Below are 25,040 nucleotides of genomic sequence, written 5' to 3' on the forward strand. Positions count from 1 at the left end.
AGGCAAGCACTATGATAGGATATTTTCAGAATCCTTTGATATTGATTGCTTAAGAAAGGGGAGCTTCATGATGAAAGAAAATGTAGCGCGTAAATTGATCCGCCGCCATTTGGCTGCACCCAGTGACATGATCCCAGGCAGTGAAATCAGCCTGATCGTTGACCATACCCTCACCCATGACATCAATGCCGTCATGGCTTATCTGGCCTTTGAGGCCCTTGATGTGCCCCGCGTCAAGACGAAACTATCCGTAAGCTACATTGACCATAACCTGCTGCAGATCGATAACAAGACGCCGGACGACCATATTTATCTCCAGACCCTTGCTAAAAAATACGGCCTTGTCCTTTCCAAAGCGGGCAATGGCATCTGCCACACCCTGCACTGCAGCCGTTTTGCCAAACCGGGCCTGCTTCTTTTGGGCGGCGACAGCCATACGCCAAGCTGCGGTGCCGTGGGCATGCTTTCCATCGGTGTAGGTGGGATGGATATTGCCACCGCTCTTGCCGGCTTTCCTTATGTCCTGAAGATGCCTCAAATTGTCAAGGTGAACCTGACGGGCCATCTGCGTGCCGGAGTAGCGGCAAAGGATATCGTCCTTGAAATGCTGCGCCGCGTTTCCGTCAAGGGCGGCACGGGAAAGCTCTTCGAATATGTAGGTGACGGGGCAAAAACCCTTTCCGTACCGGAACGCATGACCATCACCAATATGGGCGCTGAAATGAATGCCACGACGTCCCTTTTCCCAGCTGATGACGTGGTCCGTGACTATCTGAGGGCCCAAGGAAGGGAAGGGGACTTTGAAGAAATCCTGCCTGATGAAGGCTGCTCGTATGATGAGGAAATCGATATTGACCTGTCGGCCTTGGAGCCGCTCATTGCCCTGCCGCATCTGCCCGATCACGTCGTACCCGTTAAAGAGGCACCGAAAGTGCCCGTCAACCAGGTCTTTATTGGCAGCTGCACCAATGGTTCTTACAGCGACTTCAAAAAAGCCGCGGCTGTTCTTAAGGGACACCAGGTGGCAGAAAGCGTGAGCCTTGTCTGCGGCATCAGCTCCCGCCAGATTTACCTCAAACTCATGGAAGACGGCGTGATCGGAGACCTCCTGAATGCCGGCGCCCGTGTCTTGGAGCTTGCCTGCGGTCCCTGCTGCGGCATTGGCTGCGCCCCCAATTCCAAGGGGGTTTCTGTTCGTACGTCCAACCGCAACTTCAAAGGCCGCAGTTCCACACCTGACGCATCCCTTTATCTTGTAAGCCCTGAAACGGCGGCTGCGACGGCCATCAAAAGGGTCTTTGCGACAGCTGACGAAGTCATGGACGATGTGTCCGTTCTTGCTTCCATCAAGGAGCCTGATGCGTATCCTGTAAACGACAGCCTGTTCCTCCAGCCGGCGCCGGAAGGAAATGACGTGACAATCGTCCGTGGCCCCAACATCAAGCCGCTTCCCGTGGCCGATCCCCCGGAAGATACGCTCACGGCCCGCGTCAGTCTGAAAGCCCGCGACAACGTATCGACCGACGATATTACGCCGGCAAGTGCCGAGTTTTCCTCCATGCGCTCCAACATGCCCGCCATGGCCCAGTACGCCTACTGCCGGTATGATCCGGACTTTGCCAAACGGGCCCAGACCATGAAAAAGAGCTTCATCATTGGCGGCAGCAACTATGGACAGGGCTCGAGCCGCGAACACGCGGCCATTACGCCCATGTACCTTGGCGTCAAGATGATCATTACGAAGGGCTTTGCCCGCATCCATAAGAACAACCTCATCAATCATGGTGTCATTCCTGCTGTCTTTGCCGATTCGTCCGACTATGACAAGATTGACCAGGAAGACGAACTTTCCATCGAAAACCTGCGGGAATCCTTGAAAAACCGTGAATTTATCGTGACGGACGAAACGAAGGGCTTTACCTTCAAGGCAAGACTCGAAGTGAGCGACCTTGAAGCTGATATCCTTCTTGCCGGCGGGAAACTGCGCTATACGAAAAAACGATTGGCTGAAGCGTAGGAAAGGGGGACACACCATGTTTGCTTATGTAGGTTGCAGAACGACGAAAAAACGCAATGCCCGGGGAAAAGGCATTTCCTGCTACGAGATCAATGATAAGGGCGATTGGACGCTCAAAAGCATTACGAAGATCCTGGAAAATCCGTCCTTTCTCGCTTTTGACCGGACAACATCCTTTCTCTATACGGTGCATGGCGATGATAACGATGTGAGTGCTTTCAAGGTTGAAAATGACGGCAGCCTGACCTTCCTCAATACGGTCCGCGCCGAAGGCCGGAACCCTGTCTATATTACGCCAAGCCTCAACAACAAGTTCCTTTTTGTGGCGACCCTCCAAGGCGGAGCCGTGGCAAGCCTGCCCATCCTGCCTGATGGGAAACTGGGCGCTGCCGTTTATGTAGAGCATCTTGAAGGCCTTGACGAAAACGGCGTGTCCCATGCCCATGAATGCCTCCTTGACCATACGGGGAAGTTCCTCCTTGTTCCTACGCAGGGACGCAAGATTGGCTATGAACGGGTATGGGTCCTGCGCGTCAACGACGAAACGGGCAAGCTGACCCGCGTTCATATCGAAGATGCCCGCACCTATGACGAGCCGCGCCACATTGACCTGACGCCGGACAATAAACGGGCCTATTTGGTGAACGAAAAAGGCAACAGCATGCGCTACTTTACCTTTGACGATACAACGGGCGTCCTTACGCCCCATCAGGTGACGCCGACCCTGCCCGAAGACTATGTGGGCCAGGGCCAGGCAAGCGCCAGTCTCGTTCACCCAAGTGGCCGCTTTGTCTACGCTTCTAACCGGATCCATGAGAGCATCGCTGTCTATGGCATCGAAGAACCGAGCGGCTTTTTGCGCAGCCGCCAGTTCATTTCCTGCGAAGGCAAGACGCCGCGCTTTATGACCTTCAGTCCTGACGCGACAGAACTTGTTGTGGCAAACGAAGACAGCGACACGCTGAAGTTCTTTGCCATCGATCCCGTAACGGGCCGTCTCACCTATACTGGCAAAACGGTTCATACGGAAAGCCCGACGAGCATCGTCTTTAAGTGAGGTGAAGGCATATGGATCTAGGTGTCATTTCCCTTGTACTGCTTCTTTTGGCGATCATCCTCGGTTTTTTCCGCAAGACCAATGTCGGTCTCGTATCCCTCCTTTTTGCCCTCATCCTGGGGCGCCTTGCGGGCATGAACGATGCGTCCATCCTGAAAGGCTTCAATCCGAACCTTTTCATCAAGCTCATGGGCGTCACCTTTCTTTTCAGCGTTCTTACTGTGAACGGGACGATTACCCTGCTTGCAAAGAAAATCGTCTCCCTGGCAGGAAGAAACAATTTCCTTATTCCCATCCTGATCTACCTCATGGGGGCGGGGCTTACCATGTGCGGCCCTGGATCCATCCCGGTCCTTGCCATCATGCCGGCTTTTGCCATTCCCATTGCGAAAGCCCATGGCTATAACCCCCTTATGCTTTCCATCATCGGCTGCTGCGGCTGCTTTTCAGGCCGCATGACCACCCTTACGCCTGAAGGGATCCTCACCTATGAGCTCCTTACAAAAGCGGGCGTCGACGTGGCCCAAGCTGTCCGTCCCGTTTTTGTGAACCAGGTGATTTCGGGCCTTCTTCTTGCGGTGATCTGCTTTGTATACTATAAAGGCTGGCGCGTCACGGTGCCGGAGGAAGCAGAAGATGGGGAGCAGGAATCCTTTAGCAAAAAGCAGCTCCTGTCCCTTTCGGGCCTTGTCGTCATGAGCATCCTGGTTGTCCTTTTTAAGTTCAATATCGGTCTGGTCTCCTTTGCCGTGGCGGCGGTCCTTCTTATGTTTCATTGCGCTAGCGAAAGTAAGAGCTTTAAAGGCGTGCCCTGGGGCGTTCTTATCATGGTTTCCGGCGTCAGTACCCTTATGAGCATCGTCATCAAGACCGGCGGAATCAAACTGCTGACCCTTGCCCTGTCGTCTCTCATGACGCCCTTTACAGGAAGCGCCATCATGGGAGCTACGGCTGGTATTATGAGCCTCTTTTCGTCCGGCCTCGGCGTTGTCTTCCCGACCCTGCTTCCCACCGTCTCGAGCGTGGCGGAAACCGTGGGCGGCCTGAACCCGATTGAACTGGGATCCCTTGTTGTCATTGGCGGCACCATTACAGGCCTTTCTCCGGTCTCTACAACAGGGGGCATGATCATGGCCCTGCTCATGGCTGACGAACAGGACAATCAGGAAAAGGAACAAAAAATCTTCCTTTCCCTCGTCTTCTGGGGCCTTGCGGCGTTGGTGCTGGTTTTTGTGTTGGCCCTTGTTGGTGTGTATCGGGTGGCGTTGTAGTTTTGGTCGGAGCAAGGATCGCTCCGACTTGATGTAGGTACGTGTCATCATTGGCTTTTAAAAGATTGCTCTGATGCCAATGATGGCATGCCCTGCCGCAAGAAGATACGCACCACAATTGCATCGTTAAGACGCCCGAAATATGCCTTCGTTCCTTTTGGGCTGAGTAAAAAATAAATAAAAGAGCCATAGTTTTACTCTATATCATGTTCATAATTATCTATTATACAAAATGCCTGCCCTGTGGTAGAATTTGAAACGTAGCGATCCTCAATCACAGGAAACCAAAGGGTTTGCAGATTGAAATCCTAATAACAACCTCTAACACCCATACAATAAGAAGCCTGGAAACTGACAGGGACAGTTTCCAGGCTTCTTATTGTTATGTGATTGGAGCGTTACCCGCGTCCCAGGACATGTTCCCGGTCCCGTTCAATGAAGGCTTTCATTTGCTGATGGTTTGCTTCAATCTTGATCCGCATGGCCTTCGCCACTTTCTGGATAAAGGAATCGTTTTCCTGATCCCTGCTGCAGTAAAAGCCAAATGTCCGCGTTGCGGACGGTGTCAGGAGCGGAAAGAAAAGAACCCGGTTTTCTTTTTCGGACAGATTCGTGAGGGGTGTCAGGGAAAGGATGGCCACTCCATAATTGTGATTCACTAAGGAATAGAGCGTATCCAGGGTCTCTGATTCGCAGATGGGGCGGGGGAGGAACCCAAAACTTTGACAGATGTGGAACGTCAGGTCCCTCAATTTGGCCCCTTTTGTATGAAGGACGAAAGGAAAGTCCCGAAAAGCGGCTAAGTCAAGGAATTTGCCGCTCCAAGCGGATTTTAGGATTTCGACCGCTTTTTTGTTGTCCCGCGATACGGCAAAGTAGAGCGGATCCTGGCAGAGGGGAACGAAAGCCACATCACTGCGCGCCGGCGGTCCCGGAAAGATTCCGAAGGAAATGCGCCCTTCAAGGATTTCCTTTTCAAGGAGCGTGGAAATCCCGTCGACAAACGCCACGTCGGAATCAGGCCGCAGCTTATGGACAATCTTGATGATGGCCGGCACAAAGGATTTTGAATAGGACTGGGAAATGCCGACACGGATCATGGAGCGGTTCCGTTCTTTGGCAAGGTGCAGCGTTTCTTCCATTTGATGGATGCAGTCAAGCAGTTTTTCCGCTTCCCGCGCGTACACTTCTCCAAAGGGCGTCAGCATGACCTGGGCCTTATCCCGAAAGAAAATCGGCTCACCCAAGCGCTGTTCCAAACGGCGGATGTATTGGCTCAGTGAAGGCTGGCTGATAAAAAGACGCTGTGCGGCTTTGGAAAAATTCTGCGTGTCCCGCACGGTCAGTACATACGTTAAATCACGGCTGTCCATAATCATGTCCTTTTCTGTAAAAGAAAGAGTTAATAGCTTTCACCTATCATATCATAATAGAGATGTATTATACAATGGGTAAGCAAGGTGTTATCATCAGGGTAACAGCTTGAATGGCTGCATGCGATGATGATTCTGAGTCCCCCTCAGGATCTGGACTCCGGAGCGTAAGCTCCCGTTCATTTTTCTGGCCTTACGGTGCCCCTCACCGGAAGGCCTTTTTTCTTTGGCTTTTACACGGTACAAAAACTTACAGGAGGGAAAGCAGTTTTTCCACATCCTCTTTTTTCGTGGACCAGCTGGTTACAAAGCGCACGACGAGGGTGTCCTCATCCTTGCGTTCCCAGACCTCAAAATCGACGTTTTCCCTGAGGGCTTGGACCACTTTTTCCGGAAGGATGACAAACTGCTGGTTCGTATAGGAGTCGATGTGGAGGGCGTAGCCTTTTTCCAGCAGGCCCTTTTTCAGTTCCATGGCCATGTCGATGCCGTGGCGGCCCAGCCGTTCATACAGATGGTCCGTAAAGAGCTCCGAAAACTGGATGGCCGGCACAAATCCCTTGGCGAGCATGGCACCCTGACGCTTGGCGTGGGTCGGAAAGAGCTTATCCATCCCTTTAGGAAAGACGATGGCTTCCCCTAAAAGGGCACCGACCTTGGTCCCGCCGATATAAAACGCATCGCTGAGGCGCGCAAGGTCCTGCAGGGTCAGTTCGTTTTCCTTTGCGGCAAGGGCATAGCCCAGACGGGCCCCGTCGATATAAAGGGGAAGGCCATAGGTGTTGCAGACGGTACGGATGGCTTCCACTTCACTGAGCGTATAGAGGCTGCCGTATTCCGTAGGATGGGAAATGTAGACCATGCCGGGCTGGACCATGGCTGTGTAGGATTCATCTTCATAAAAGGCCTTGAGGTAGGTTTCAAGGGATGCTGCGGAGACCTTGTCTTTTTCCGGCAGGGTGAGGACCTTGTGTCCCATCGCTTCAATGGCGCCTGCTTCGTGGCAGTTGATGTGACCTGTTTGGGCGCAGATGACGCCTTGGTAGGTCTTAAGGAAATGGGAGATGACGATGCTGTTTGCCTGCGTGCCGCCGGCCGCAAAGTAAACGCCGCCTTCCGGAACGCCGGCTGCATCAAGGATCTTTTGGGCCGCTTCCTTTGTGATTTCATCGCTGCCGTAGCCTACGTGGGGCGTCAGATTTTCCTTTGTGAGACGGGCAAGGATTTCCGGCGCGCAGCCGCAGTTATAGTCGTTCATGAAAAATAATCTAGCCATTATCTTTTTTCCTTTCCTACATAAAAGATGCGTCCGCTCCTGCGGGGGGACGCTTCCGGATGTTCGTCCGGATAGCCAATGACGCAGTGTCCGATGCCGATATAGTCGCCTTTAAGGCCCAGCTGGCGGAGAAATTCCTGCCACACAGGCTGCTTAAATTCCTCATAGGCCCGGTGAATCCAGCAGGAACCAAGACCCAAGGCGTGGGCGGCGGTCATGAGGTTTCCTAAGACAAGGGACCCATCATAAAGGGCCGTCGGGACCTCTTTGGGTGAAAGGACCACAAGGACAGCCGGGGCCCCATAAAAAGGATCCGTCCCTTCTTTATAGCCTGCAATCTGGGCATTGGCACGGGAAAGTCTGGCGATGACGTCAGGATCCGTGAGGCAGAGGATGATCGTTTTTTGACGATCCATACCGTTTGCCGCATAAAGGCCCGCTTCCATGATTTCATCAAGGAGTGCCTGGGGGACAGGGTCAGGCCTGAATTTCCGAATGCTGCGCCGCGTTTTGAGGGCAGTCAAGACTTCGTTCATAGGATTCAGCTCCTTTTGTCTGTTTTATGGGAACGCTTGTATCCTTCCCATGAGATGATAGGATAACTATAACGCAAAAAAATCATTTCGACAATAAGATGGATGGACTGGCCCCTTGATGGCTGGCTTTTTTCATGAAGGATCAAAGAACGGGGCCAGCGGCGGACGCAAAAAGTTTTCGATTTCCGCCTTGACAATCGGCAGAAACAAACTGACAATAGAGAAAAGAGATTGGAAAGGAGCATCATCATGAATTTTTCCCATAAAGCCCTGGGGCTGACCTTGACCGCCCTTTTGCTGGTTTCCTTCTTCAGCCAGGTCGGTGCGGCCCAGACCCCGAAAAAAGCGGCTCCTAGCGCCGTAAAAGTGGGCACTGCCAAAAAGGACCCCTCTATGACCCTTGATTTTACGAAGGAAGACGCGGCAAAAAAAATCATCCTTTCGGCAGAAACGCTCAATGATTATTTTAAAACGCATACAGATCAGAACCTTACGTATCGAGTCAAGGGAAAAGTGGTGAGTTTCCTTCTTTCAGCCGATTTGGATGTAACCGGCAAGATCCATATGGAGCCTTATTCCGTCAGCCATTCCGTAGGGACCGTGAGGACCGAGGGACTTGGCGGGAAAGCGGCAGCCAGCGTGCCCATTGAAATCTATACGGAAGAGACCCAGGACGCGTATGTGACCTACGCAAAGGAAAAGAACCTGTGGGTCAAGGAAACGGTTCCGAAAGAAGCCGACGCGGCGCCCCTTGATATGGTGGCCGTCAAGGACCTTATGACCCGTTCCATCCGCTCGGCCCATGTACTTTCGCAAGATGGCGGTAAGGAAGTCATCCTCTTTCGGATGGATGCCCTTGAGCCCCTTTGGGGAAAGGCTGCCAGCAAAGGCATCCTCAAATATATTGGTGGATCGGAAGACCCCCTGCCTGACAAGTATCAAAAACGCTTCCTTGACGCCTTGGCGCAGCAAAATTACCTCGTTACGATCGATGAAAAGACCCATCTTCCTCTAAGTTATGATGCCGATCTGACAGAACTCGTGCGAACCACGGTCTTGATCCAAAAAGAGGCGGAAGAAGCAAAGCGCGGAAAGAAATTATCGACAACGCAGCAAGCCATGGCCACGGCTTTCCTGGATTCCCTGTCCCTTAAATTCCATATGGATCTGGCCCCTGAAGAGGGGAAAACCATCGTCATTCCTAAGGACGTAAGGAACGCAAGAGAAGAAAATAAGGCGGAAGCCGCCCGTCCCGCCTAAGGAAAAAACGCAGCTAGCTCCTCGCGCAAGGCGTCTTAATGGACTTTTGTCAATAAAAAAATAAAAAATCCCAACGACAGGACCCTTCCAGATCGTTGGGATTTTTTGCTGGCCTTGTGAGCCGAAAAAAGACGCACAGACAGGCCTCAGCGGGCCCCTCGGCAGGAAATGATTTGCGCGTCAGCGATAAAAGATCTCGGACTGCGCCGTCCTCACATAGTTTTTCTCCAGCATGGCCTTATGGGACAGGAACCGGTCATCGTGGAAGAATTTCGCGTGTGTATGGCAGTAGACGATGCAGGCCTGGCATTTGATGCACGTTCCCGGTACCTCGTCCGTATTGTTCTTATTGATGGCTCCCATGGGGCATACGGCGGCGCATTTGCCGCAGTGGTCGCATTTTTCAAAATCGGTGAGCGGTTTTGCCTTGAGGAATTTTGCCGGCTCACCGTCTTCGCCCAAAGGAATGTAGTAGGGGCCTACAGGAGCGCCGTCCTTGATGGTGATGGATCCAAAATCTTCTTGCCCGATCTTGACTTCCGCAACGCCAAGGAGCGTTTCCAGTAAGTTGTTATCTTCCTTGGTCGGATGCTCATGGCCAATATTGGCAAAGGCGTGGGGCCGCGCAAAGGCACCGGCTGCAAAGACACGGAATCCAGCAGCTGTCAGTTCTTCATTAAGTTCCGTGAGCGAGGAATCATAGCTGCGGTTCCCAAAGGTCACAAGGGCCACAGCGGGCGCGCCGCCGCCGACAAAGAGGGTCTTTAAAAAGGGCAGGGCCTTATTGGGCACGCGGCCAGCATAGGTGGGCATGCCGAAAACCACGAGGGTTTCTTCCGTAAATCGGCGGACCTTCTTTTGATCTTTAGGCAGGGTAAAGCTGTCATAGGAAAGGGGCAGTTTAAGCCGCCCGGCCAGCGTTTCCGCCGCTTTGTCGACAAGGTCACGCGTACTGCCCGTGGGGCTGAATGAAATTGCGGCAATCTTTTTGATCATCGGTTTTCCTCCTGTACCTGATCGGATCATTGATTCCTTTATTCTACCGTTATTCTACTTGAAAAAAAGGAAAAAGACAAAAGAACTTTGCAAAGGCCTGCAAATTTGTTTGCACTTTGTGAATATTTCAAAATTATTTGTGAAAAATCATCGTCTTTCTTCATTCCCTAGTGGTGAGAGATTCATTTTTATGCTACAATGTGAGTATTCAAACGGAAAAAGAACTCCGTTATTGTTAGGTTGTGGACGTATTCTGTTGATGGAGGTGATGTGCTCATGGAACTCAGGGTCCTGCGCTATTTTCTTGCCATTGCCCGTGAGGAGAACATGACAAAAGCCGCTTCTGTACTGCATTTGACGCAGCCTACCCTTTCGCGGCAGATTCACCAACTCGAACAGGAACTGGGAACGACATTGTTTATCCGCAATGGACATCATATTTTCCTGACCGCATCGGGTATGCGCCTTAAACAGCGAGCCCAGGACCTGGTGGAACTGGCTGACCGAACGGAAGCGGAAATGAAGCAGAAAGATGAAATCATTGCTGGGGAAATTTCCCTCGGGATTGGTGAGACCGTGAACATGGTCTTCCTGTCCCGTGTCATGAGATCCCTGCAGGCCCGTTATCCAGATGTCGTCTTTTCCGTTTATACGGCCATTGCTGACGATGTCATCTGCCGTTTGGACCAGGGCCTCCTTGACTTTGGCGTCCTTATTGAACCGGTGGACATTACACGCTACCAGTTTCTTGAACTGCCCAAAAAGGACCGCTGGACAGCGCTGCTTCCTAAAGCCCATCCCCTTGCCCAAAAAGAGGCCCTTACCCCCAAGGACCTTTCCCAGGAACGACTGATCACGGCGGAACGAAAATCGGTGCAAAACCTGATCGACAATTGGCTGGGTGCCTATGGGAACCGATGTACCTCGATGAACCGTATGAACCTGTCCCTTTTCAATAAATGCGTGATGGTGGAGCAGGGCCTCGGCATTGCCCTGGGATTAGACTTTCCCTATGTGCCGGAAGGCCTCTTGATGAAACCCCTTGACCCACCGATCGAGAACCGTTCGTATCTCGTGTGGAAAAAGGGTCCGCTCTTGTCGCCCGTCCTAGGGCGCTTTACTGATGAAGTTCGCCGCTTCCTTTCCCAAGAAGCGGAGGATGAGTGATATCGAAAGGAGTCGATAAGCATGAAGAAAGTACTGCTCATTGTAGGATCCATGAGGGAAAAAGCCTTTAATCGACAAGCAGCCCTGATGGCCCAGAAAATGCTTGAAAAAAAGGCGGATGTCTCCATCCTTTCCTATGAGGATCTGCCCCAGATGAACCAGGATATTGAGTTCCCGGCTCCTGAAGCAGTGGCACGTGTCCGTAAAGAAGTGGCCGAAGCCGATGGCCTCTGGTTCTTTACGCCTGAATATAATCACAGCTATCCCGGCGTCCTCAAAAACCTGCTGGACTGGCTGAGCCGTCCCACGCAGCCGGGCGTTCGTGAATCGTCCGTCATTTGGGGCAAAAAAGCGGCCATAACTGGAGCTTCCGGCCGTTCCGCCGCTAGCTTTGCCCGGGCAAAACTGACAGAACTCCTTGACTTCATCGGTGTCGACATGATTTCCACCCAAGTCGGGATGGCCATCACACCGGAAGAATTTGAAACGGACGAACTCGTCCTTTCTGACAGCACAAAGTCGGAACTAAAGAACCAGGTCCAGACATTCTTGACCTATTTGGACTGATTACTCGCTTTTTGGGGGCGCGCACAGGGCACGCCCCTTTCTTTATCTATAGAGGGGGATTGCCGTGAGCGTGCTTTACGTTTTCTTGGGCGGCGGCCTTGGTGCCGCCTGCCGCTATGGACTGAGCCTGATGCCCGTGGGTATGGACTTTCCGGCCATGACGCTCTTGACGAACTTGGTCGGTGCCCTTGTCATTGGGGCCATCACGGAACTTGCCGCAATCCACGGCACGAGCGGGGCCTTTTTGCTCTTTTGGAAAACGGGATTTTGCGGCGGCTTTACGACCTTTTCAACCTTTTCCCTGGAGACCGTGACCCTTTTTTACCGGGGGGATCTCGCCAAAGGGTTCCTTTATATTTTCCTTAGTGTGGGCCTGTGTCTTTTAGGCGTCCTCCTTGGTATGGGGGCCGTGAGAGGCGTGCTCAAATAGGCGTGAAAAGCGATATGAAAGTAGATATGAAAAACGGGAAGACAGGCGGCCTTAGCGGGCCGCTGTCTTCCCGTTTTTTAGGAAGAGAGACAAGCAAGGATTTCATAAAGCTTTTTCTTGAGGGCTTCTGCTTCTTCCAGCGTCATCGAAAGCCCTCGCTGCATGAGCTGGCAGCTCATCTGTTCCGGCACGGAAAGGGCCTTTTCCTTGAGGTGGGCGCCTTTTTCCGTCAACAAAACAACAACGACCCGTTCATCCAGCTTGCTGCGCGTACGAGCAACATAGCCCTGGCGTTCCAAGGTCTTAAGAACGGGCGTGAGGGTTCCTGAATCAAGATAAAGCCGGGTTCCCAGGTCTTTTACGGATATTTCTCGCTCTTGCCAGAGAACCATCATGGTAATGTACTGCGTATAGGTCAGGCCAATCTTTTTCAAATAAGGATGGTAGGCTGCTACAATCTTACGCGCACAGGCGTAGAGCGGGAAACAAAGCTGACGATCGAGCAGCAGCCACTGGTCCTGGTCATTTTTCATGGAACTTCTCCTTTGGCTGAATCTGAGGTCCCAGAAGGGGACGACTCTATTCTAACAGACTCTAGGTAAAAAGAAAAATTAAATTTTATAAAATTTAATTTGACAAAATTAAATTAGGACGATATACTGTGACCATCAAAAGAAAAAGAGTCCAAGGGAGGAAATCAAAATGAGTTTGCATGGAATCGTAAAAGGCCGCCCTTTTGAGGCGTTTGTTGAAAAAATGATGCAGGGGGAAGCAACCGGTGTCATGATGTACTATGCACTGGCTCGGCTTGCAAAAGAACAGGGACTTGACGAAGTAAGCAAGGAATTTATGGCCATCGGAAACGAAGAAGCCTTCCATTCTGGATTCTACGCCGTCTTGAAAGGGGCTTATCCCCAGGATTTCTGGAACCTTGTAAGAAGCCTGCAGAAAGTCGAAGCCGCCGGTGAAGAAAAGATCAAAGCCATCTCTGATGAATTTCGGGCTGCCGGTTTATCGGAAGCCGCTGATGAAATGGCTGTTTTTGCCCGTCAGGAAGGGGGGCATGGGTTCCGCCTAGAGGCGCTTATCAATCGGTTTGCACCGGAAGAAACATCCGTGGAAGGAAGGAAAGTCTACCGCTGCCCCGTGTGCGGTTATGAGTATGTCGGGGACCTTGAAAGCGAACCGGATGACTATGTCTGCCCGCTCTGCGGTCAGCCTAAAAAAGCCTTTGTCCTTAAAAAATAGGCAAAGTCAATCGCGGGAATCTTATAAGAAAAAAAGAGCCTTACGGTTTTTCGCCTCAGGGCGGCGCACGGCTCTTACAGAACCCAAATAAAAACTAAGAGCCCTCAACTGAACTTGCGCTTACGTTCGGTTGAGGGCTTGCTTGTTGTCTTATGCCTTTGGGTCTTTTTGCCTTAGCGGTTTTAACGTGTAACCGCCTCAATCAGCCTACCTTTTGGGCCGGATCCTGCCGCTCAAGCCCCACGACATGTGCCCGGCACGCGCTCAAATCAACCATGAGGGAAGCTAGACGCAGGCCTCTTTCCAGGTCGGTCGTAAAGCAGATTTCCGTAGTTCCCGTGCCGGTTTTGCACAAAAGATCCCGCTCGCAAAGGTCATAGCGGCATTTTTTGGCGGTGACTTCCGCCGGATCAAGGACGGTGACGGCTGGTCCCATGGCGGCTTCAATTTCTTTTTTGAGGAAGGGGTAATGGGTGCAGCTCAGCATTACCGTATCGACGTCATGGCTCTTCAAGATATCCGTATATTCCTTGATGGCGTCCTTTAGTTCAGCCGTCCCAAACTGTTCGTGCTCGATGAGGGGAACAAGACGTGGACAGCCGACACCAAAGACTTGATACTCCGGATGGGCGGCTTGGATTTCCTTTTTGTGGGCTCCCGTACTGATCGTAAAATCCGTTGCCATGATGCCGATGCGCCCTGTTTTGGTGACGCGCGGGATCATCTTGCTGCCCTTGGCCATGCCGATGACTTCAAAATCATGGCCGTTGCGGATGGTTTCTTCTCCCAGGACCGTAATCGTATTGCACGCCGCAACCAGAGCCTTGATGTTGCGGTACGAGAGGTAGTCGGTCATTTGGTTCACGAGACGGATGATATCCTCACGGGACCGGTTGCCATAGGGCGTATTGAGCGTATCGCCCAAAAAGATGAAATGTTCATGGGGCATGAGCTCCTGCAGGCGGCGCAGGACTGTCAGTCCGCCAACTCCGGAATCAATGACGCCAATCGGTTGCTGTTTATTCATGATGTTTCCTCCTCGGCAATTGCACAAAAAAAGGCCTGAAAGGGCGGGACGCCGCGATTCAGGCCTTACTTACGGACGGATGGCAGGGTAACTGCTTCCACATAACTAAGGAATGATGAAGTTATTCATTACTGATGTAACTGTACCATAGATTTTTCAGAAAAGCAAGATATTTGTTTGACACGCCTTTTTCTCGGGTGTAGGATGAAGGTATACAGCCGCGTAGTCCTATTTTTGCACCAATAATCAGAAAATAACGGCCTTGAAAGGAATCCATCATGAAAACCTATCCACCAGATTCTGTCTTTGTGACCGGCGTCGCTCGGGTTTCCAAGGAAGATGCCATCAACGCCATGTACGGCACCTTTACCTTGAGCCTCGTCGTGGATGTAAAAACGGGAACCATCATCAACTGCAGCGCCAATATGATCATGAGTGATACCATTGATTTCCTGCGCCAGATCATAGAAGGCAAGAACCTCGTGACCGATACGGACCTCATTACGGATCTGCTCAAAAAGCGTTTTCTGGCCCTATCCCAAAAAGCCGTTGTGGCAGCCTTGAAGGACGCGCAGAATCGCTTCCTTATGGCCTATCCCAGGAGCTGACCTTGCCCGCGGCCCATGGGGGGCGGCGCGGGATAGGCTTTCCCTTTTGCCCCCTTGCTGGGAGGCTGTCTTTTTCCCGTCTGGCGCCGTGGTCCCGCCACTACAGAAAGGAGGTCCATCAAAGTTCGTTTACTGCCTGTCCCTATATCCTTTTGACCCATCTGCACCAAGAAAAGGAGGAGTCCTCATGAGTCAGCCTCAACAGCCCGCTCAGGAACAAGTCGGCGGCTTCCTCGGTTTCATCGAGCGCGCCGGCAACCGCATCCCCGACATTACCATGCTCTTTATCGCGGCATTTTTTATTACGTGCATCTTATCCGCGTTCTTGTCCCAGTTCCATTTTGGTTATATCCATCCTACGACAGGGAAAGAAATCATGGTCACAAACATGCTTGCCCCAAAGAGCCTTGTTACCCTGATGACCAAGATGGTTTCAAACTTTGCCGGTTTTCCGCCCCTTGGCATGGTCATCGTTGCCACGCTTGGCATCGGCATTGCCCAGGGCTCGGGGTATATCAATACAGGCCTTAAAAAGATCCTTTCCGTGACGCCGCGTTTTCTCATGACGCCCATCGTGATCGTTGTCGGTATGCTGAGCCATTTGGCGCCGGACAGCGGGTATATGATTATCATCCCGATTGCGGCCTACCTTTTCTACGCTTCGGGAAAACACCCCCTTGCCGGCGTAGCCGCTTCCTTTGCCGGGATTGCCGGCGCGTTTGCGGCAAACTACACGCCTTCTGCCATTGATCCCGTCATTCAGGGCTTCACCCAGATGGCGGCTCAGCTCATTGACCCTTCTTATGAAGTGAACGTCCTGTGCAATTATTTCTTTGCCTTTGCCGCCACCTTCCCCATCATCCTTGTTTGCTGGTGGGTGACGGAACATGTCACCGAACCGTGGTGCCGCAAGGCCTGCCCCCTTGACGCGGATATCGATGCTTCCGAAGACGCCATGAAGCCCATCACGCCCCAGGAAAACCGTTCCTTTGCCGTGGCTTCTTGCGTGCTCATCTTCCTGCTGGTGGGTCTTTTTGCTGCCCTGATCCCGGAAAATTCCCTCTTCCGTGACCCTGCTGGCAACATTGCCAGCTTCAAGGCCCCTGTGATGCAGTCCATCGTGGCTATCATCTTCCTCTTGTGTGCCATCCCGGGCATTGTCTATGGCATCATGAGCGGGACCTTCCGGTCCAGTAAGGATTTTACCCACTCCATGGAAGAAATCACGCATACCCTCGTCCAGCTCATCGTCTTTTATTTCTTTGCCGCCCAGTTCATGTATGCCTTTGGGGCTTCAAACCTGGGGGCCCTCATTGCCATTGCGGGAGCGGAATTCCTGAAATCCTTGGCCCTGCCGCCGCAGATCACCGTCTTTGGCATCATCGTCTTTGTTGCCATCTTGAACCTGCTCATTACGTCGGCATCGGCCAAATGGTCCATCCTGGCCCCGATTTTTGTCCCCATGCTCATGAGCGTCGGCATCGCGCCGGAACTGACGCAGGTCGCCTTCCGGATTTCGGACTCGGCCGTCAACGTCTGCACGCCTATGTTTGCCTTTTATCCGCTGATCATCATCTACTGCCAAAAATACTATAAGAAGACCGGGGTAGGGACCTTGTCAAGCCTTATGCTGCCCTATACCATCGCCCTTCTTGTCACGCTCACCGTCCTGCTTTATGTCTTCTGGTTCCTCGGTATTCCGCTTGGGTTCCAAGGGGCTTACATTTACCCGAGACCCATGTAACGGTTAGTTTACTCGGCGCACAAATCGCGCCGATTGGGGGGCGGTTATGAAAATATAATGATTCCTATCACTCTATCGACCTAAGGAGGCAATCATAGATGGAAATTCGTGAAACACTTGTCAATCGCTTTTATGACTATGTCGCCATCCCTTCCCAAAGCTGCGCCAATGGGGGCACGAAGGTCCCCAGCACGGAGGGACAGTGGGACATGGCGCGGGCCGTCCAAAAGGACCTGGAAAGCCTGGGCCTTGAGGACATCCACCTGAGTGAATACGGCGTCCTTACAGCTCGCCTGCCGGCCCATCTGCCTGCAGGGTTCACCAAAAAGGTCCCTGCCGTGGGCTTTTGCACGCACCTTGATACGGTGGACGTCAACCTTTCGCCTGTGGTCCATCCCCACATGGTCAAAAACTACGACGGGAAAGACCTCGTCCTGAACGCAGATCAACAGATCGTCATGACCACCAAGGACCATCCAGAACTCCTGCGCTATCAGGGGGATGACCTCATTGTGACCGATGGCACGAGCGTCCTTGGCAGTGACAACAAAGCCGCCGTCACAAACGTAGTCACCGCCCTTGAGACCTTGACCAGTGATCCATCCCTTTATCACGGCGATATCTATGTCGCCTTTGTACCTGATGAGGAAGTGGGCCTATTTGGGTCAAAGCATATCGACTTCAGCCGTTTTCCTGTCGACTTTGCCTATACCATCGACTGCTGCGAACTCGGGGAAGTCGTCTACGAGACCTTTAACGCCGGCAGCGGCAAAGTAACCATTCACGGCGTCAGCGCCCATCCCATGAGTGCCAAAGGCGTCCTCGTCAACCCGACCCTATTGGCCGTCGACTTCATTAACCTCTTTGACCGTAAGGAAACTCCGGAATGCACGGAAGGCAAGGAAGGCTATATCTGGTGTCAGGCCGTCCAGTCCAACCAGTCCACCGCCGTTGTGACCCTCAATATCCGCGACCATGACAAGACCCGCTATGAAGCGCGCAAGGCCCTTATCCGGGAAAATGTCGAGCGCCTTAAGAAAATGGAACCGCGGGCCCGGGTCGAACTGGAACTAGTCGACGTCTACGGCAATATCGCCGACGCTGTTACGGACGAGAACCATAAAGCCATCGATTATATCTACGACGCCATGAAGGAACTGGGGATAACGCCAAAGACCATCGCCATGCGCGGCGGGACCGATGGATCCTACATTTCAACGCAAAAAATCATGACTCCGAACTACTTTACGGGCGGCATGAACTTCCATTCCCGTTTTGAGTTCCTGCCCGTCAGCTCCTTTGTAAAAAGCTATGAAATGACCATGAAACTCCTGGAACTCATTGTGAAAAACGCCTGATAACGCAAAGGACCGTGAGGAAATGCCTTTTTCCCCGCGGTTCTTTTTTTATAGATAAAAGGGAATCCTTAAGGGCAGCCCGTTCCAGCATAGCATGAATCCATGCACCTTCTTGTTAAAAAAACATACAAAATAGGGAAAAACCTGTGAAGAATTTGCAAACAGAGAGATCCCTTATTGACTCATATACCTAATAGGGGTATTATAACGAAGGATTTTCCTAGGAATTCTATTATATGCTTACAAGCAAGGAGGCACGCCATCATGACGTATTATACAAGTATGGAAGAACACCCGATTGACATCCTGAACCTACCTTCCTTGGAAGAACGGGTCAAAGCGAACATGGAACGGGGCGCCTTTGGGTATATCCGCGGCGGATCCGAGGATGAATGGACGCTGCGCGAAAATACGAGGGCCTTTGATGACCTGCAGATCATCCCTCGGGTCCTCCAGGGACTGAGTGGGGCTGACCTTAGTACTTCGATTTTTGGGATTTCCCTCAAGACCCCTGTGATCGAGGCCCCATCGGCCGCCCACGGTCTGGCTCATGTCAAAGGGGAAATCGATACGGCCATCGGAACGGCCGCGGCAGGGTCCCTGTTTTCCTTAAGCACCTACGGCAGCACGGACCTAAGGGATGTCGCTGCCGCCGCGCCCGGCGCCCCGCAGTTTTTCCAGCTCTATATGAGTAAGGACGATGGGTTTAACGCTTATCTCGTCAAAAAAGCCGTCAAGGCAGGCGTCAAAGCCATCATCCTCACTGTGGATTCGACCCTGGGCGGCTACCGTGAAGAGGACGTGCGCAATCACTTCCAGTTCCCGCTGCCCATGCCAAACCTTGCCGCCTATTCTTCCCAAGACGGGGTCGGCAAAGGCATTGCCGAGATTTACGCCGCGGCAAAAGCGGACTTTGTTCCTTCCGATATTGATAAGATCAAGACCCTCTCTGGGCTGCCCGTCCTCGTCAAAGGCATCCAGTCGCCAGAAGACGCGGAGGCTGCCATCAAGGCCGGTGCTGATGGCATTTGGGTCTCTAACCATGGCGGGCGGCAGCTCAATGGGGGGCCTGCTTCCATTACGGTCCTTCCGAGCATAGCGTCCGTGGTTAGGCGCCGCGTTCCCATCGTCTTTGACAGCGGAGTCCGCCGCGGCAGCCACGTCTTCAAAGCCCTTGCAAGCGGCGCCGATCTCGTGGCTCTGGGACGCCCCCTGATCTACGGATTGAACCTCGGCGGCGCCGAAGGCGTCAAATCCGTCTTTGACCAGATCAATCATGAACTGTCCATTGTCATGCAGCTAGCGGGCACCAAAGACATCGAAGCCATCAAGCGTACCCCTTTGCTGCATAAAGCAGCGCCTCTTGTGTGAAAGGAGCCATTCTCATGGTCATGACCCATTACATGGAGCTTTTAAGTCTTCATTCCCCCTGGTTTTTGATTCTCTTTATGGCTGTCCCCGTGGTTTTCATCGAAACCATTTTTATGGCGGAAGCCTTCAGCCTTTTAGGAAGCGGCAAAGAAAGGGAAAAATGGCAGACCCTCTCCCATCGAGGCGGTCTCTTCTTTAGCCTCTATTTCATCGTGGCCGCCCTCTACCTAGTTACGCGCTACATCCCCACCATTGAGTGGCGGGGCCCCATCGACCTTATCGCGGTCTGGGCCTATGTCCTTGGCATCATCCCCGCCTTCCTGCTTCTTTTCACGGAGCTCGGCTTTATTGGTAACGGCCCGGACGCCAAGAAAAATGCCAAATGCCATATCTTCATCCTGCTGCTCTTTGTCTTTTTCACCCATGTTGCCATGGTCTTTGGCATGGTCGATCCCCGTCTTGGCGGCTATGAAGTTTCTGCTCCCATGCATCAAGACATGCAGATGAATCCCGCTTTCCAGCATGGCGCCATGATGGACGGCGCGCGGCAGGGCGGCCCCCAACAGGACCCCATGAACGGCTCTTACGGCTGCGGGCAAAATCCCTGACGGGTCAGCATAAAACCCCTTCCGGTCTAAGCGGAAGGGGTTTATTTAATATTTGACAAATTTTATCAAAAAAACTCATTATTCTTGAAATTTTACAAATAAATCAGTGAAGAAAACAATCATGGGAATGGCAATGATTGTTTTTTCAAGAAAAATGATAGCAAGATCCATGATGGTTATGGGCAACTTGGAATTTAGCATAATGGAACCGACTTCTGTCATATAAATGATTTGGACTAAAGAAAGGATACAGATGACAAACCGTGTCTTCATGGAAGTGATTCCTGCACAGATCATGGCAGGAATGAACATATCAACAAAACCGACAACAGCCCCGGGAGCTGCGGCTGCATATTCTTTCAGACCACAGAGTTTGAAATACCACTGAAACGGCAGGGCAATCCATTGGAAGAGTGGAGTATAGGATGACAGACAGCAGGCCAGTGTTCCGATGCACATGGTAACTGGTACCAGTGTGAAAATGATATTGAGGAATAGCTGTATTCCATTTGAAACCAGCTGGAAGAAGGTGGGCCCTTTTTCAGCTCTTTTTATAGCCTGATGAAGTGCCCAGCGGGAGCGGCTGATTCCCGCCGGATGAACTTCCTGGACTTTACGGCCGACAGGAGGATAGTACTCGTCCTTCCATTTCCCTTCAAGAGGCCAGATACGGCTCATGATCATAGCGGACAGGGTTCCAACCAAACTGAGAATAAAGTATAGTTGGATAAAGTATTGGTCAACGCCCATAATAGCCGCAATGACAAGGCAGAAGGGGAGGGAAGTCGCGGAAAAACAACTGGCAATCAAGATGGCTTCACGGTCTGTATAGTATCCAGATTCATATTGCTTTGTTGTGAGGACAACCCCTACGTTGCAGTTACCAACCCAAGAGGCTAGAAGATCGATGGCGGCTCGCCCTGGCAAGTGGAAAAGCGGCTTCAATATATTTCTCAGCAAGGTTCCAGTAAAATCCATGATTCCATATTCTGTAAGCAGAGGAATCAAAAAAGAGGCTGCTAAGAACCAGGCAATGAGAATCCCCATAAGCTGGATGATGGATCCGCCTGTTTCTTCAGAAATAAGCCAATCAGGACCGGTTTGGGTGGCCACGAGAATCGTGATGACAGCGCCTATCGTCCGAATAAAAAGATAAGGATGGGAAACGTAAAAAAGCTCATTCCATAGACTATTCGTGCGTGACCAATTAGGTCTCCAGATAGTGCAAATCCATGAAAAAATTGCAGAGATTCCTACGCAGATCATGAGAATTGCATTGGAAAAAGGATGAATCCATTGAGCGATGGCATTGGAAATGAGCCCAAGTGGAATGTTCATATTCCCATCAACCCAAACGGGAAACAGGAAGAGAAACAGCCCCATAAAGGATGGAACAAAAAATCGCAAGAAGGAAGATTTACGTAAATGGGAAGAATCTTTCTGAACAGAATCCACGATTATGCCACCTCTCTTTTATTCATCACGGTGATGAGCTGATAAGAACGCTGTTCTTAGCTAAGGTCGGGCAAAACAACCTTTTTGAGGGTTGCTTCCTTTGAAAGGGCTTCTGCTGTTGCTTTAAGTTCCTTTTCGAGGAAAGCATATCCCTTATATTGGAGTCGGCTGGTCGGACCGGAAAGACTGATTCCTGCGGCTAGATTTTCTCCGAGGAAGATAGGAGCAGCAATGCAGGAAAGCCCATAGTCATATTCCTCATGATCATGAGCAATGCCGTCACGGCGAATCTTCTCACTTTCCTGAAGGAGAGCTTCCTTTGTAGTTCGTGTATTGATTGTTCGTTTAATGGGGTGGTGAACTTTAAAATAGTGCTCCAATTCTTTATTTGTCTGATAGGCAAGGAAGATTTTTCCAACTGAGCAACAGTAAAGTGGTGTAACGGGAGGCAGGGAAGCCACTAGGGAGCGCTGCTCTGCAAGTTCCGTGTGGATAAAAAGTACATAATCCTGAAACATGATTCCAAGATTGACTGTTTCCTCACAAGTCTTTGATAATTTTTGGAGGTAAGGTTTGGCAACCAACATAAATTCATCATTATGTTTGGCTCCAGCGCCCAGCTCGATCATTTTACTTCCTAGAATGTAGCCGTCTTCTTTGGGACTGACAGCTTTTAATTCTTCCAGAGTCTTCATGATTCTAAATGTATTTGCTTTTGGAATGCCCGTTAAGCGTGCCAATTCGGAAACGCCGAGCGGCTTGTCACTTTTTAGGAGTTCCTCCATGATTGTGAAGGCTCGGCCAAGAATGGTGATGAAAGAGGGTTCTTTGGGTTCAGATGTATTCATAGTAGACTCCATTTCTTATGATGAACCGATTCTTTTCTCTTTTCGAAAAAAGGAAAGGGAACTTGACAAGGATAATTGAACATGCTATTTTAAAAAAAGAGAAACGCGTTTCATAATTTGATTCTAGTACAGTCATCTTTATTTGTCAAGCTGAATCCCCTTCCTAACAAGACGAGTAAGAAAGCAGGTGGAACATGGATACGGTATCGCTGAAAAATTTATTGAAGTTTGTGGTTGGTACACTGCTCGGTCTTTTCTTAGTTGTTATTCCGTTAAACTTTGGTAAAAATGTGGATACGTTCACTTTTTACTACTTGAAGAAGTTTGTTTCCTGGATGGGGCATCCGCTCGAGATTCTTATGACCACCATCATCGTACTAAGCGCCTTCATCGCTTGGATTGATGTGCTAGCCAAACCAAAGTGGATTGAGGATCATCCTATGTGCAGAAGCCTCTTTTCCTGCACAAAGTTTGAGGCTTTTGTAAGATTGCTGGGTGCTGTTTTTGCCGTGTGTTCGTGTTTTACGCTTGGCCCTGAATTTATGACATCCATCGATACCGGAGGAACGATGCTGCCGCTCGCAACGCAACTTTCCATCCTCATTCCACCTATGATTCTGTTTCAGACCTTCATCCTGGAATTTGGTCTTATGGAATTTTTGGGAACCATCATCGGTTTTATCATGAAACCCCTTTTCAAAGTTACGGAAATGGCCTCTGTTTCCATCATCAGTGCTTGGTTGGGACCTGTTTCAGCCGGTGCAATGGCAGCTAAGCAGTTTTTTGACGAGGGATATTTTACTGTGAAAGAAGCGGCTACGGTAGCAGCTTGCTTTGCTGTTTCCAGTATTGGGTGGTGTTCCCTCGTAGCAAACGTCTTAGGTGTAATGGATTATTTTTCCTACTTCTATCTGACCATCGTTGTGGTTGGCATTATCTTGGCGATTGCTACGGTTCGGATTCCTCCTTTGAGCCTGTATCCAGAAAGTTATAAACCAGGCGTCGAAAGAAAGGAATATCGGGCCATTGATGGATCTCGCCTGACAAGAGCTACGGTGCTGGCCTGTGAACGTGCAGAAACTGCGGGCATAAAAAACTTTACTGATAAAATTTCATCCATGGTCAGCTATGTTGTATCTCTTCAACCAATCGTCATGTGCTATGGGATGGTGGCTCTGATTTTATGCACTTATACGCCTATCCTGACTTATCTATCGTATCCGATTGGTTGGTTTATGGATCTGACAGGCGTTCCCGAAGCCTATACAGCGGCTCCAGCTATCATTTCCGGTTTTGCTGATAACTATCTTCCCATTATCCTGGGGAAAGCTGTTGCGTCACCTCAAACAAAGTTTATTGTCGGTACCATGAGTATCCTCGAATTGATCTACATGAGTGAAATCGGGGCCCTGCTTATTTCCACCAAACTTGTCAAGAACATGGGGCATGTCGCGCTGATCTTTATTGAACGAACCGTGATTGCACTCCCCTTTGTTGTCTTGATAAGTACAATAATTTTCTGAATAATATGAAAGAAGGGAAAAGAATGAGCAAAATAAGTGTGGATTATACGCGCTGCAAAGGCTGTTTCCTGTGTGTCAGCGTCTGTCCGAAGCAAGCGCTCACACCATCCACGGAACTGGGTGAGAAAGGCTATGAAATTGTTCATTTAGACGAAGAAAAATGTATTGGCTGCGGTTCCTGTTATAGGATGTGCCCCGATTATTGCATCGAAATCACGAATTAAAGAGGGGGAAGGAAATATGTCGAAAGTATTGATGAAAGGAAATGAAGCGTTTGCCGAATCCTGTTTGCGGGCTGGCTGCCGTTTCTTTAGCGGTTATCCAATTACCCCACAAACTGAAATCCTGGAATATTTATCTTGGCGTATGGAAGAAGTCGGTGGTCAGTTTATTCAAACCGAATCAGAAATTGCTGGAATCAATATGGTCTTTGGTGCAGCATCAGGGGGGGCTCGCGCCTTGACGACCTCTTCGGGTCCTGGTTTCTCACTGAAACAGGAAGGTATCTCTTATCTATGCAGTGGTGATATTCCCGCTGTCATTGCCGATGTGATGAGGATTGGCTCAGGATTGGGGGATATTTTCCAAGGGCAGGGGGATTACTGGCAGCTTACCCGTGGCGGTGGGCATGGAGATTACCATACCATTGTCCTTGCTCCATCGAGCGTACAAGAAAATGCTGACCTTGCTTATATCTCCTTTGATCTTGCTGAAAAATACCGCCATCCTGTTCTCGTGGCATCAGATGCGGCGATTGGACAGATGGTGGAACCAGTTGAACTCCCAGCTATGAAAGAACATGATATCAATCAGTATGATTGGGTCATCAGACCTCGCAGAAAGGGAGAAAAACAGCGGATTGTCTGGAATCGTTATTGGGATATCGGAGCAGAAGAATATGTAGATTATCTGTGCAGTAAATATGCCGAGATGGAAAAACATGAGCAGCGTTGGGAATCGGTCATGACAGACGATGCAGAGATTGTCCTTGTTGCTTATGGCATCAGTTCCCGTGTCGCTAAAGCAGCCGTTTATCAAGGCCGTGAGGAAGGTCTTCGCCTTGGTCTCATTCGACCCATCACGCTGTGGCCTTTCCCTAAAAAGGCATTTGAAGCACTGGGACCCCAAGTCAAAGCGTTCCTTGATATCGAAATGAGCATCTTGGGACAGATGAAGGACGATGTGATCCTTGCCTGCGGAAATAGCCGACCTGTGGAATATTATGGGGAGTTTTCGAATGTACCAGAAGAAAAGAAAATTCTTTCCAAAGTACGGGATATGCTGAAAAGATTGTAAGGAG

Annotated in this window: 24 protein-coding genes; 16 read left to right on the plus strand and 8 right to left on the minus strand. The window is 50.7% G+C overall.

The genetic code is table 11. The features are described from left to right. Window positions 1-70: 70 nt before the first annotated feature. The 3 genes from DW817_RS00770 to DW817_RS00780 are packed head-to-tail and all read left to right on the plus strand — an operon-like array spanning window position 71 to window position 4,345. A complete protein-coding gene (locus tag DW817_RS00770) occupies window positions 71-2,017 on the plus strand; it encodes an aconitate hydratase (RefSeq protein WP_120110653.1) in 1,947 nt (648 codons plus the stop codon). A gap of 16 nt (window positions 2,018-2,033) precedes the next feature. Beyond that, window positions 2,034-3,074, plus strand: a complete 1,041-nt coding sequence (locus tag DW817_RS00775; RefSeq protein WP_014128228.1) for a lactonase family protein — start codon at window positions 2,034-2,036, stop codon at window positions 3,072-3,074. 11 nt (window positions 3,075-3,085) lie between these two features. Then, window positions 3,086-4,345, plus strand: a complete 1,260-nt coding sequence (locus DW817_RS00780) for an SLC13 family permease (protein WP_009016432.1) — start codon at window positions 3,086-3,088, stop codon at window positions 4,343-4,345. 398 nt (window positions 4,346-4,743) lie between these two features. Here DW817_RS00780 and DW817_RS00785 read toward each other — a convergent pair whose 3' ends face one another. The 3 genes from DW817_RS00785 to DW817_RS00795 form a co-directional block, all read right to left on the minus strand. Continuing rightward, window positions 4,744-5,718, minus strand: a complete 975-nt coding sequence (locus DW817_RS00785; protein ID WP_009016236.1) for a LysR family transcriptional regulator — start codon at window positions 5,716-5,718, stop codon at window positions 4,744-4,746. Between the two features lie 250 nt (window positions 5,719-5,968). After that, window positions 5,969-6,994, minus strand: coding sequence for a low specificity L-threonine aldolase (locus DW817_RS00790; RefSeq protein WP_120110380.1), 1,026 nt, complete (start codon window positions 6,992-6,994; stop codon window positions 5,969-5,971). Further along, window positions 6,994-7,530, minus strand: coding sequence for a nitroreductase (locus DW817_RS00795; RefSeq protein ID WP_120110384.1), 537 nt, complete (start codon window positions 7,528-7,530; stop codon window positions 6,994-6,996). Before DW817_RS00795 ends, DW817_RS00790 begins: the two co-directional genes overlap by 1 nt. A 249-nt stretch (window positions 7,531-7,779) precedes the next feature. On the opposite strand from DW817_RS00795, the gene DW817_RS00800 reads away from it, so the two are divergent. Then, window positions 7,780-8,790, plus strand: a complete 1,011-nt coding sequence (locus DW817_RS00800; protein WP_120110388.1) for a hypothetical protein — start codon at window positions 7,780-7,782, stop codon at window positions 8,788-8,790. Between the two features lie 180 nt (window positions 8,791-8,970). Here the strand turns inward: DW817_RS00800 and DW817_RS00805 are convergent, their stop codons facing one another. Continuing rightward, entirely contained in the window at window positions 8,971-9,786 is an 816-nt protein-coding gene (locus DW817_RS00805) for a 4Fe-4S binding protein (protein WP_120110391.1), read from the minus strand. Window positions 9,787-10,062: 276 nt separating this feature from the next. Here DW817_RS00805 and DW817_RS00810 point away from each other — a divergent pair, with 276 nt between their 5' ends. The 3 genes from DW817_RS00810 to crcB all read left to right on the plus strand — a co-directional run bounded on the left by DW817_RS00810 (window position 10,063) and on the right by crcB (window position 11,950). Further along, window positions 10,063-10,953 carry a LysR family transcriptional regulator gene (locus tag DW817_RS00810; RefSeq protein WP_243634027.1) on the plus strand — a complete coding sequence of 297 codons (891 nt, stop codon included), beginning with the start codon at window positions 10,063-10,065 and terminating at the stop codon, window positions 10,951-10,953. 21 nt (window positions 10,954-10,974) lie between these two features. Beyond that, the gene (locus DW817_RS00815; RefSeq protein WP_021737347.1) at window positions 10,975-11,520 is read left to right on the plus strand and encodes an NADPH-dependent FMN reductase; all 546 of its coding nucleotides are present in this window, start codon (window positions 10,975-10,977) and stop codon (window positions 11,518-11,520) included. 64 nt (window positions 11,521-11,584) lie between these two features. Beyond that, on the plus strand, window positions 11,585-11,950 hold the full coding sequence (gene crcB / locus DW817_RS00820) for a fluoride efflux transporter CrcB (protein WP_009016229.1): 366 nt from the start codon (window positions 11,585-11,587) through the stop codon (window positions 11,948-11,950). A 77-nt stretch (window positions 11,951-12,027) separates the two neighbouring features. Here the strand turns inward: crcB and DW817_RS00825 are convergent, their stop codons facing one another. Further along, window positions 12,028-12,483 (minus strand): MarR family winged helix-turn-helix transcriptional regulator, encoded by a 456-nt coding sequence (locus DW817_RS00825; RefSeq protein WP_120110398.1) that lies wholly within the window; start codon window positions 12,481-12,483, stop codon window positions 12,028-12,030. A 169-nt stretch (window positions 12,484-12,652) separates the two neighbouring features. Here DW817_RS00825 and DW817_RS00830 point away from each other — a divergent pair, with 169 nt between their 5' ends. Then, window positions 12,653-13,198, plus strand: coding sequence for a rubredoxin-like domain-containing protein (locus DW817_RS00830; protein WP_009016227.1), 546 nt, complete (start codon window positions 12,653-12,655; stop codon window positions 13,196-13,198). A gap of 202 nt (window positions 13,199-13,400) precedes the next feature. On the opposite strand, the gene murI is transcribed toward DW817_RS00830, so the two are convergent. Continuing rightward, window positions 13,401-14,225, minus strand: coding sequence for a glutamate racemase (gene murI, locus DW817_RS00835; RefSeq protein WP_009016226.1), 825 nt, complete (start codon window positions 14,223-14,225; stop codon window positions 13,401-13,403). Between the two features lie 278 nt (window positions 14,226-14,503). On the opposite strand from murI, the gene DW817_RS00840 reads away from it, so the two are divergent. From DW817_RS00840 to DW817_RS00860, 5 genes are all read left to right on the plus strand, one after another. Further along, window positions 14,504-14,833, plus strand: a complete 330-nt coding sequence (locus tag DW817_RS00840) for a DUF3870 domain-containing protein (RefSeq protein ID WP_009016225.1) — start codon at window positions 14,504-14,506, stop codon at window positions 14,831-14,833. A 187-nt stretch (window positions 14,834-15,020) separates the two neighbouring features. After that, complete coding sequence (locus DW817_RS00845) at window positions 15,021-16,577, plus strand: AbgT family transporter (RefSeq protein ID WP_009016224.1); 1,557 nt, start codon at window positions 15,021-15,023, stop codon at window positions 16,575-16,577. Between the two features lie 98 nt (window positions 16,578-16,675). After that, the gene (gene pepT / locus DW817_RS00850; protein WP_120110401.1) at window positions 16,676-17,935 is read left to right on the plus strand and encodes a peptidase T; all 1,260 of its coding nucleotides are present in this window, start codon (window positions 16,676-16,678) and stop codon (window positions 17,933-17,935) included. Window positions 17,936-18,199: 264 nt separating this feature from the next. Beyond that, window positions 18,200-19,306: a lactate oxidase gene (locus tag DW817_RS00855; RefSeq protein ID WP_021736451.1), complete on the plus strand. Its 1,107-nt coding sequence runs from the start codon at window positions 18,200-18,202 to the stop codon at window positions 19,304-19,306. Between the two features lie 14 nt (window positions 19,307-19,320). After that, window positions 19,321-19,914 carry a DUF6803 family protein gene (locus tag DW817_RS00860; protein WP_120110405.1) on the plus strand — a complete coding sequence of 198 codons (594 nt, stop codon included), beginning with the start codon at window positions 19,321-19,323 and terminating at the stop codon, window positions 19,912-19,914. Between the two features lie 78 nt (window positions 19,915-19,992). Here the strand turns inward: DW817_RS00860 and DW817_RS00865 are convergent, their stop codons facing one another. Beyond that, window positions 19,993-21,252, minus strand: a complete 1,260-nt coding sequence (locus DW817_RS00865; RefSeq protein ID WP_243634028.1) for a YjiH family protein — start codon at window positions 21,250-21,252, stop codon at window positions 19,993-19,995. Between the two features lie 173 nt (window positions 21,253-21,425). After that, entirely contained in the window at window positions 21,426-22,217 is a 792-nt protein-coding gene (locus tag DW817_RS00870; RefSeq protein WP_014128239.1) for an IclR family transcriptional regulator, read from the minus strand. Between the two features lie 194 nt (window positions 22,218-22,411). Between DW817_RS00870 and DW817_RS00875 the strand changes: the two genes are divergently transcribed. The 3 genes from DW817_RS00875 to vorB are packed head-to-tail and all read left to right on the plus strand — an operon-like array spanning window position 22,412 to window position 25,036. Then, window positions 22,412-23,740, plus strand: a complete 1,329-nt coding sequence (locus DW817_RS00875; RefSeq protein WP_009015608.1) for a YjiH family protein — start codon at window positions 22,412-22,414, stop codon at window positions 23,738-23,740. A gap of 23 nt (window positions 23,741-23,763) precedes the next feature. After that, a complete protein-coding gene (locus tag DW817_RS00880) occupies window positions 23,764-23,964 on the plus strand; it encodes a ferredoxin family protein (protein WP_016459687.1) in 201 nt (66 codons plus the stop codon). 16 nt (window positions 23,965-23,980) lie between these two features. Then, entirely contained in the window at window positions 23,981-25,036 is a 1,056-nt protein-coding gene (gene vorB, locus DW817_RS00885) for a 3-methyl-2-oxobutanoate dehydrogenase subunit VorB (RefSeq protein ID WP_009015606.1), read from the plus strand. Window positions 25,037-25,040 lie beyond the last annotated feature (4 nt).

This window comes from Acidaminococcus sp. AM33-14BH, assembly GCF_003603525.1.
Lineage (GTDB): Bacteria > Bacillota > Negativicutes > Acidaminococcales > Acidaminococcaceae > Acidaminococcus > Acidaminococcus intestini.

Coding starts and splice junctions, on each gene's coding strand:
- DW817_RS00855 (WP_021736451.1), top strand. CDS start 18,200: ATGACGTATTATACAAGTATGGAAGAACACCCGATTGACATCCTGAAC.
- DW817_RS00860 (WP_120110405.1), top strand. CDS start 19,321: ATGGTCATGACCCATTACATGGAGCTTTTAAGTCTTCATTCCCCCTGG.
- DW817_RS00875 (WP_009015608.1), top strand. CDS start 22,412: ATGGATACGGTATCGCTGAAAAATTTATTGAAGTTTGTGGTTGGTACA.
- DW817_RS00795 (WP_120110384.1), bottom strand. CDS start 7,530: ATGAACGAAGTCTTGACTGCCCTCAAAACGCGGCGCAGCATTCGGAAA.
- DW817_RS00825 (WP_120110398.1), bottom strand. CDS start 12,483: ATGAAAAATGACCAGGACCAGTGGCTGCTGCTCGATCGTCAGCTTTGT.
- DW817_RS00815 (WP_021737347.1), top strand. CDS start 10,975: ATGAAGAAAGTACTGCTCATTGTAGGATCCATGAGGGAAAAAGCCTTT.
- DW817_RS00865 (WP_243634028.1), bottom strand. CDS start 21,252: ATGAACATTCCACTTGGGCTCATTTCCAATGCCATCGCTCAATGGATT.
- murI (WP_009016226.1), bottom strand. CDS start 14,225: ATGAATAAACAGCAACCGATTGGCGTCATTGATTCCGGAGTTGGCGGA.
- vorB (WP_009015606.1), top strand. CDS start 23,981: ATGTCGAAAGTATTGATGAAAGGAAATGAAGCGTTTGCCGAATCCTGT.
- DW817_RS00800 (WP_120110388.1), top strand. CDS start 7,780: ATGAATTTTTCCCATAAAGCCCTGGGGCTGACCTTGACCGCCCTTTTG.
- DW817_RS00870 (WP_014128239.1), bottom strand. CDS start 22,217: ATGAATACATCTGAACCCAAAGAACCCTCTTTCATCACCATTCTTGGC.
- DW817_RS00840 (WP_009016225.1), top strand. CDS start 14,504: ATGAAAACCTATCCACCAGATTCTGTCTTTGTGACCGGCGTCGCTCGG.
- DW817_RS00830 (WP_009016227.1), top strand. CDS start 12,653: ATGAGTTTGCATGGAATCGTAAAAGGCCGCCCTTTTGAGGCGTTTGTT.
- DW817_RS00780 (WP_009016432.1), top strand. CDS start 3,086: ATGGATCTAGGTGTCATTTCCCTTGTACTGCTTCTTTTGGCGATCATC.
- DW817_RS00790 (WP_120110380.1), bottom strand. CDS start 6,994: ATGGCTAGATTATTTTTCATGAACGACTATAACTGCGGCTGCGCGCCG.
- DW817_RS00770 (WP_120110653.1), top strand. CDS start 71: ATGAAAGAAAATGTAGCGCGTAAATTGATCCGCCGCCATTTGGCTGCA.
- DW817_RS00785 (WP_009016236.1), bottom strand. CDS start 5,718: ATGGACAGCCGTGATTTAACGTATGTACTGACCGTGCGGGACACGCAG.
- DW817_RS00775 (WP_014128228.1), top strand. CDS start 2,034: ATGTTTGCTTATGTAGGTTGCAGAACGACGAAAAAACGCAATGCCCGG.
- DW817_RS00880 (WP_016459687.1), top strand. CDS start 23,764: ATGAGCAAAATAAGTGTGGATTATACGCGCTGCAAAGGCTGTTTCCTG.
- pepT (WP_120110401.1), top strand. CDS start 16,676: ATGGAAATTCGTGAAACACTTGTCAATCGCTTTTATGACTATGTCGCC.
- DW817_RS00845 (WP_009016224.1), top strand. CDS start 15,021: ATGAGTCAGCCTCAACAGCCCGCTCAGGAACAAGTCGGCGGCTTCCTC.
- DW817_RS00805 (WP_120110391.1), bottom strand. CDS start 9,786: ATGATCAAAAAGATTGCCGCAATTTCATTCAGCCCCACGGGCAGTACG.
- DW817_RS00810 (WP_243634027.1), top strand. CDS start 10,063: ATGGAACTCAGGGTCCTGCGCTATTTTCTTGCCATTGCCCGTGAGGAG.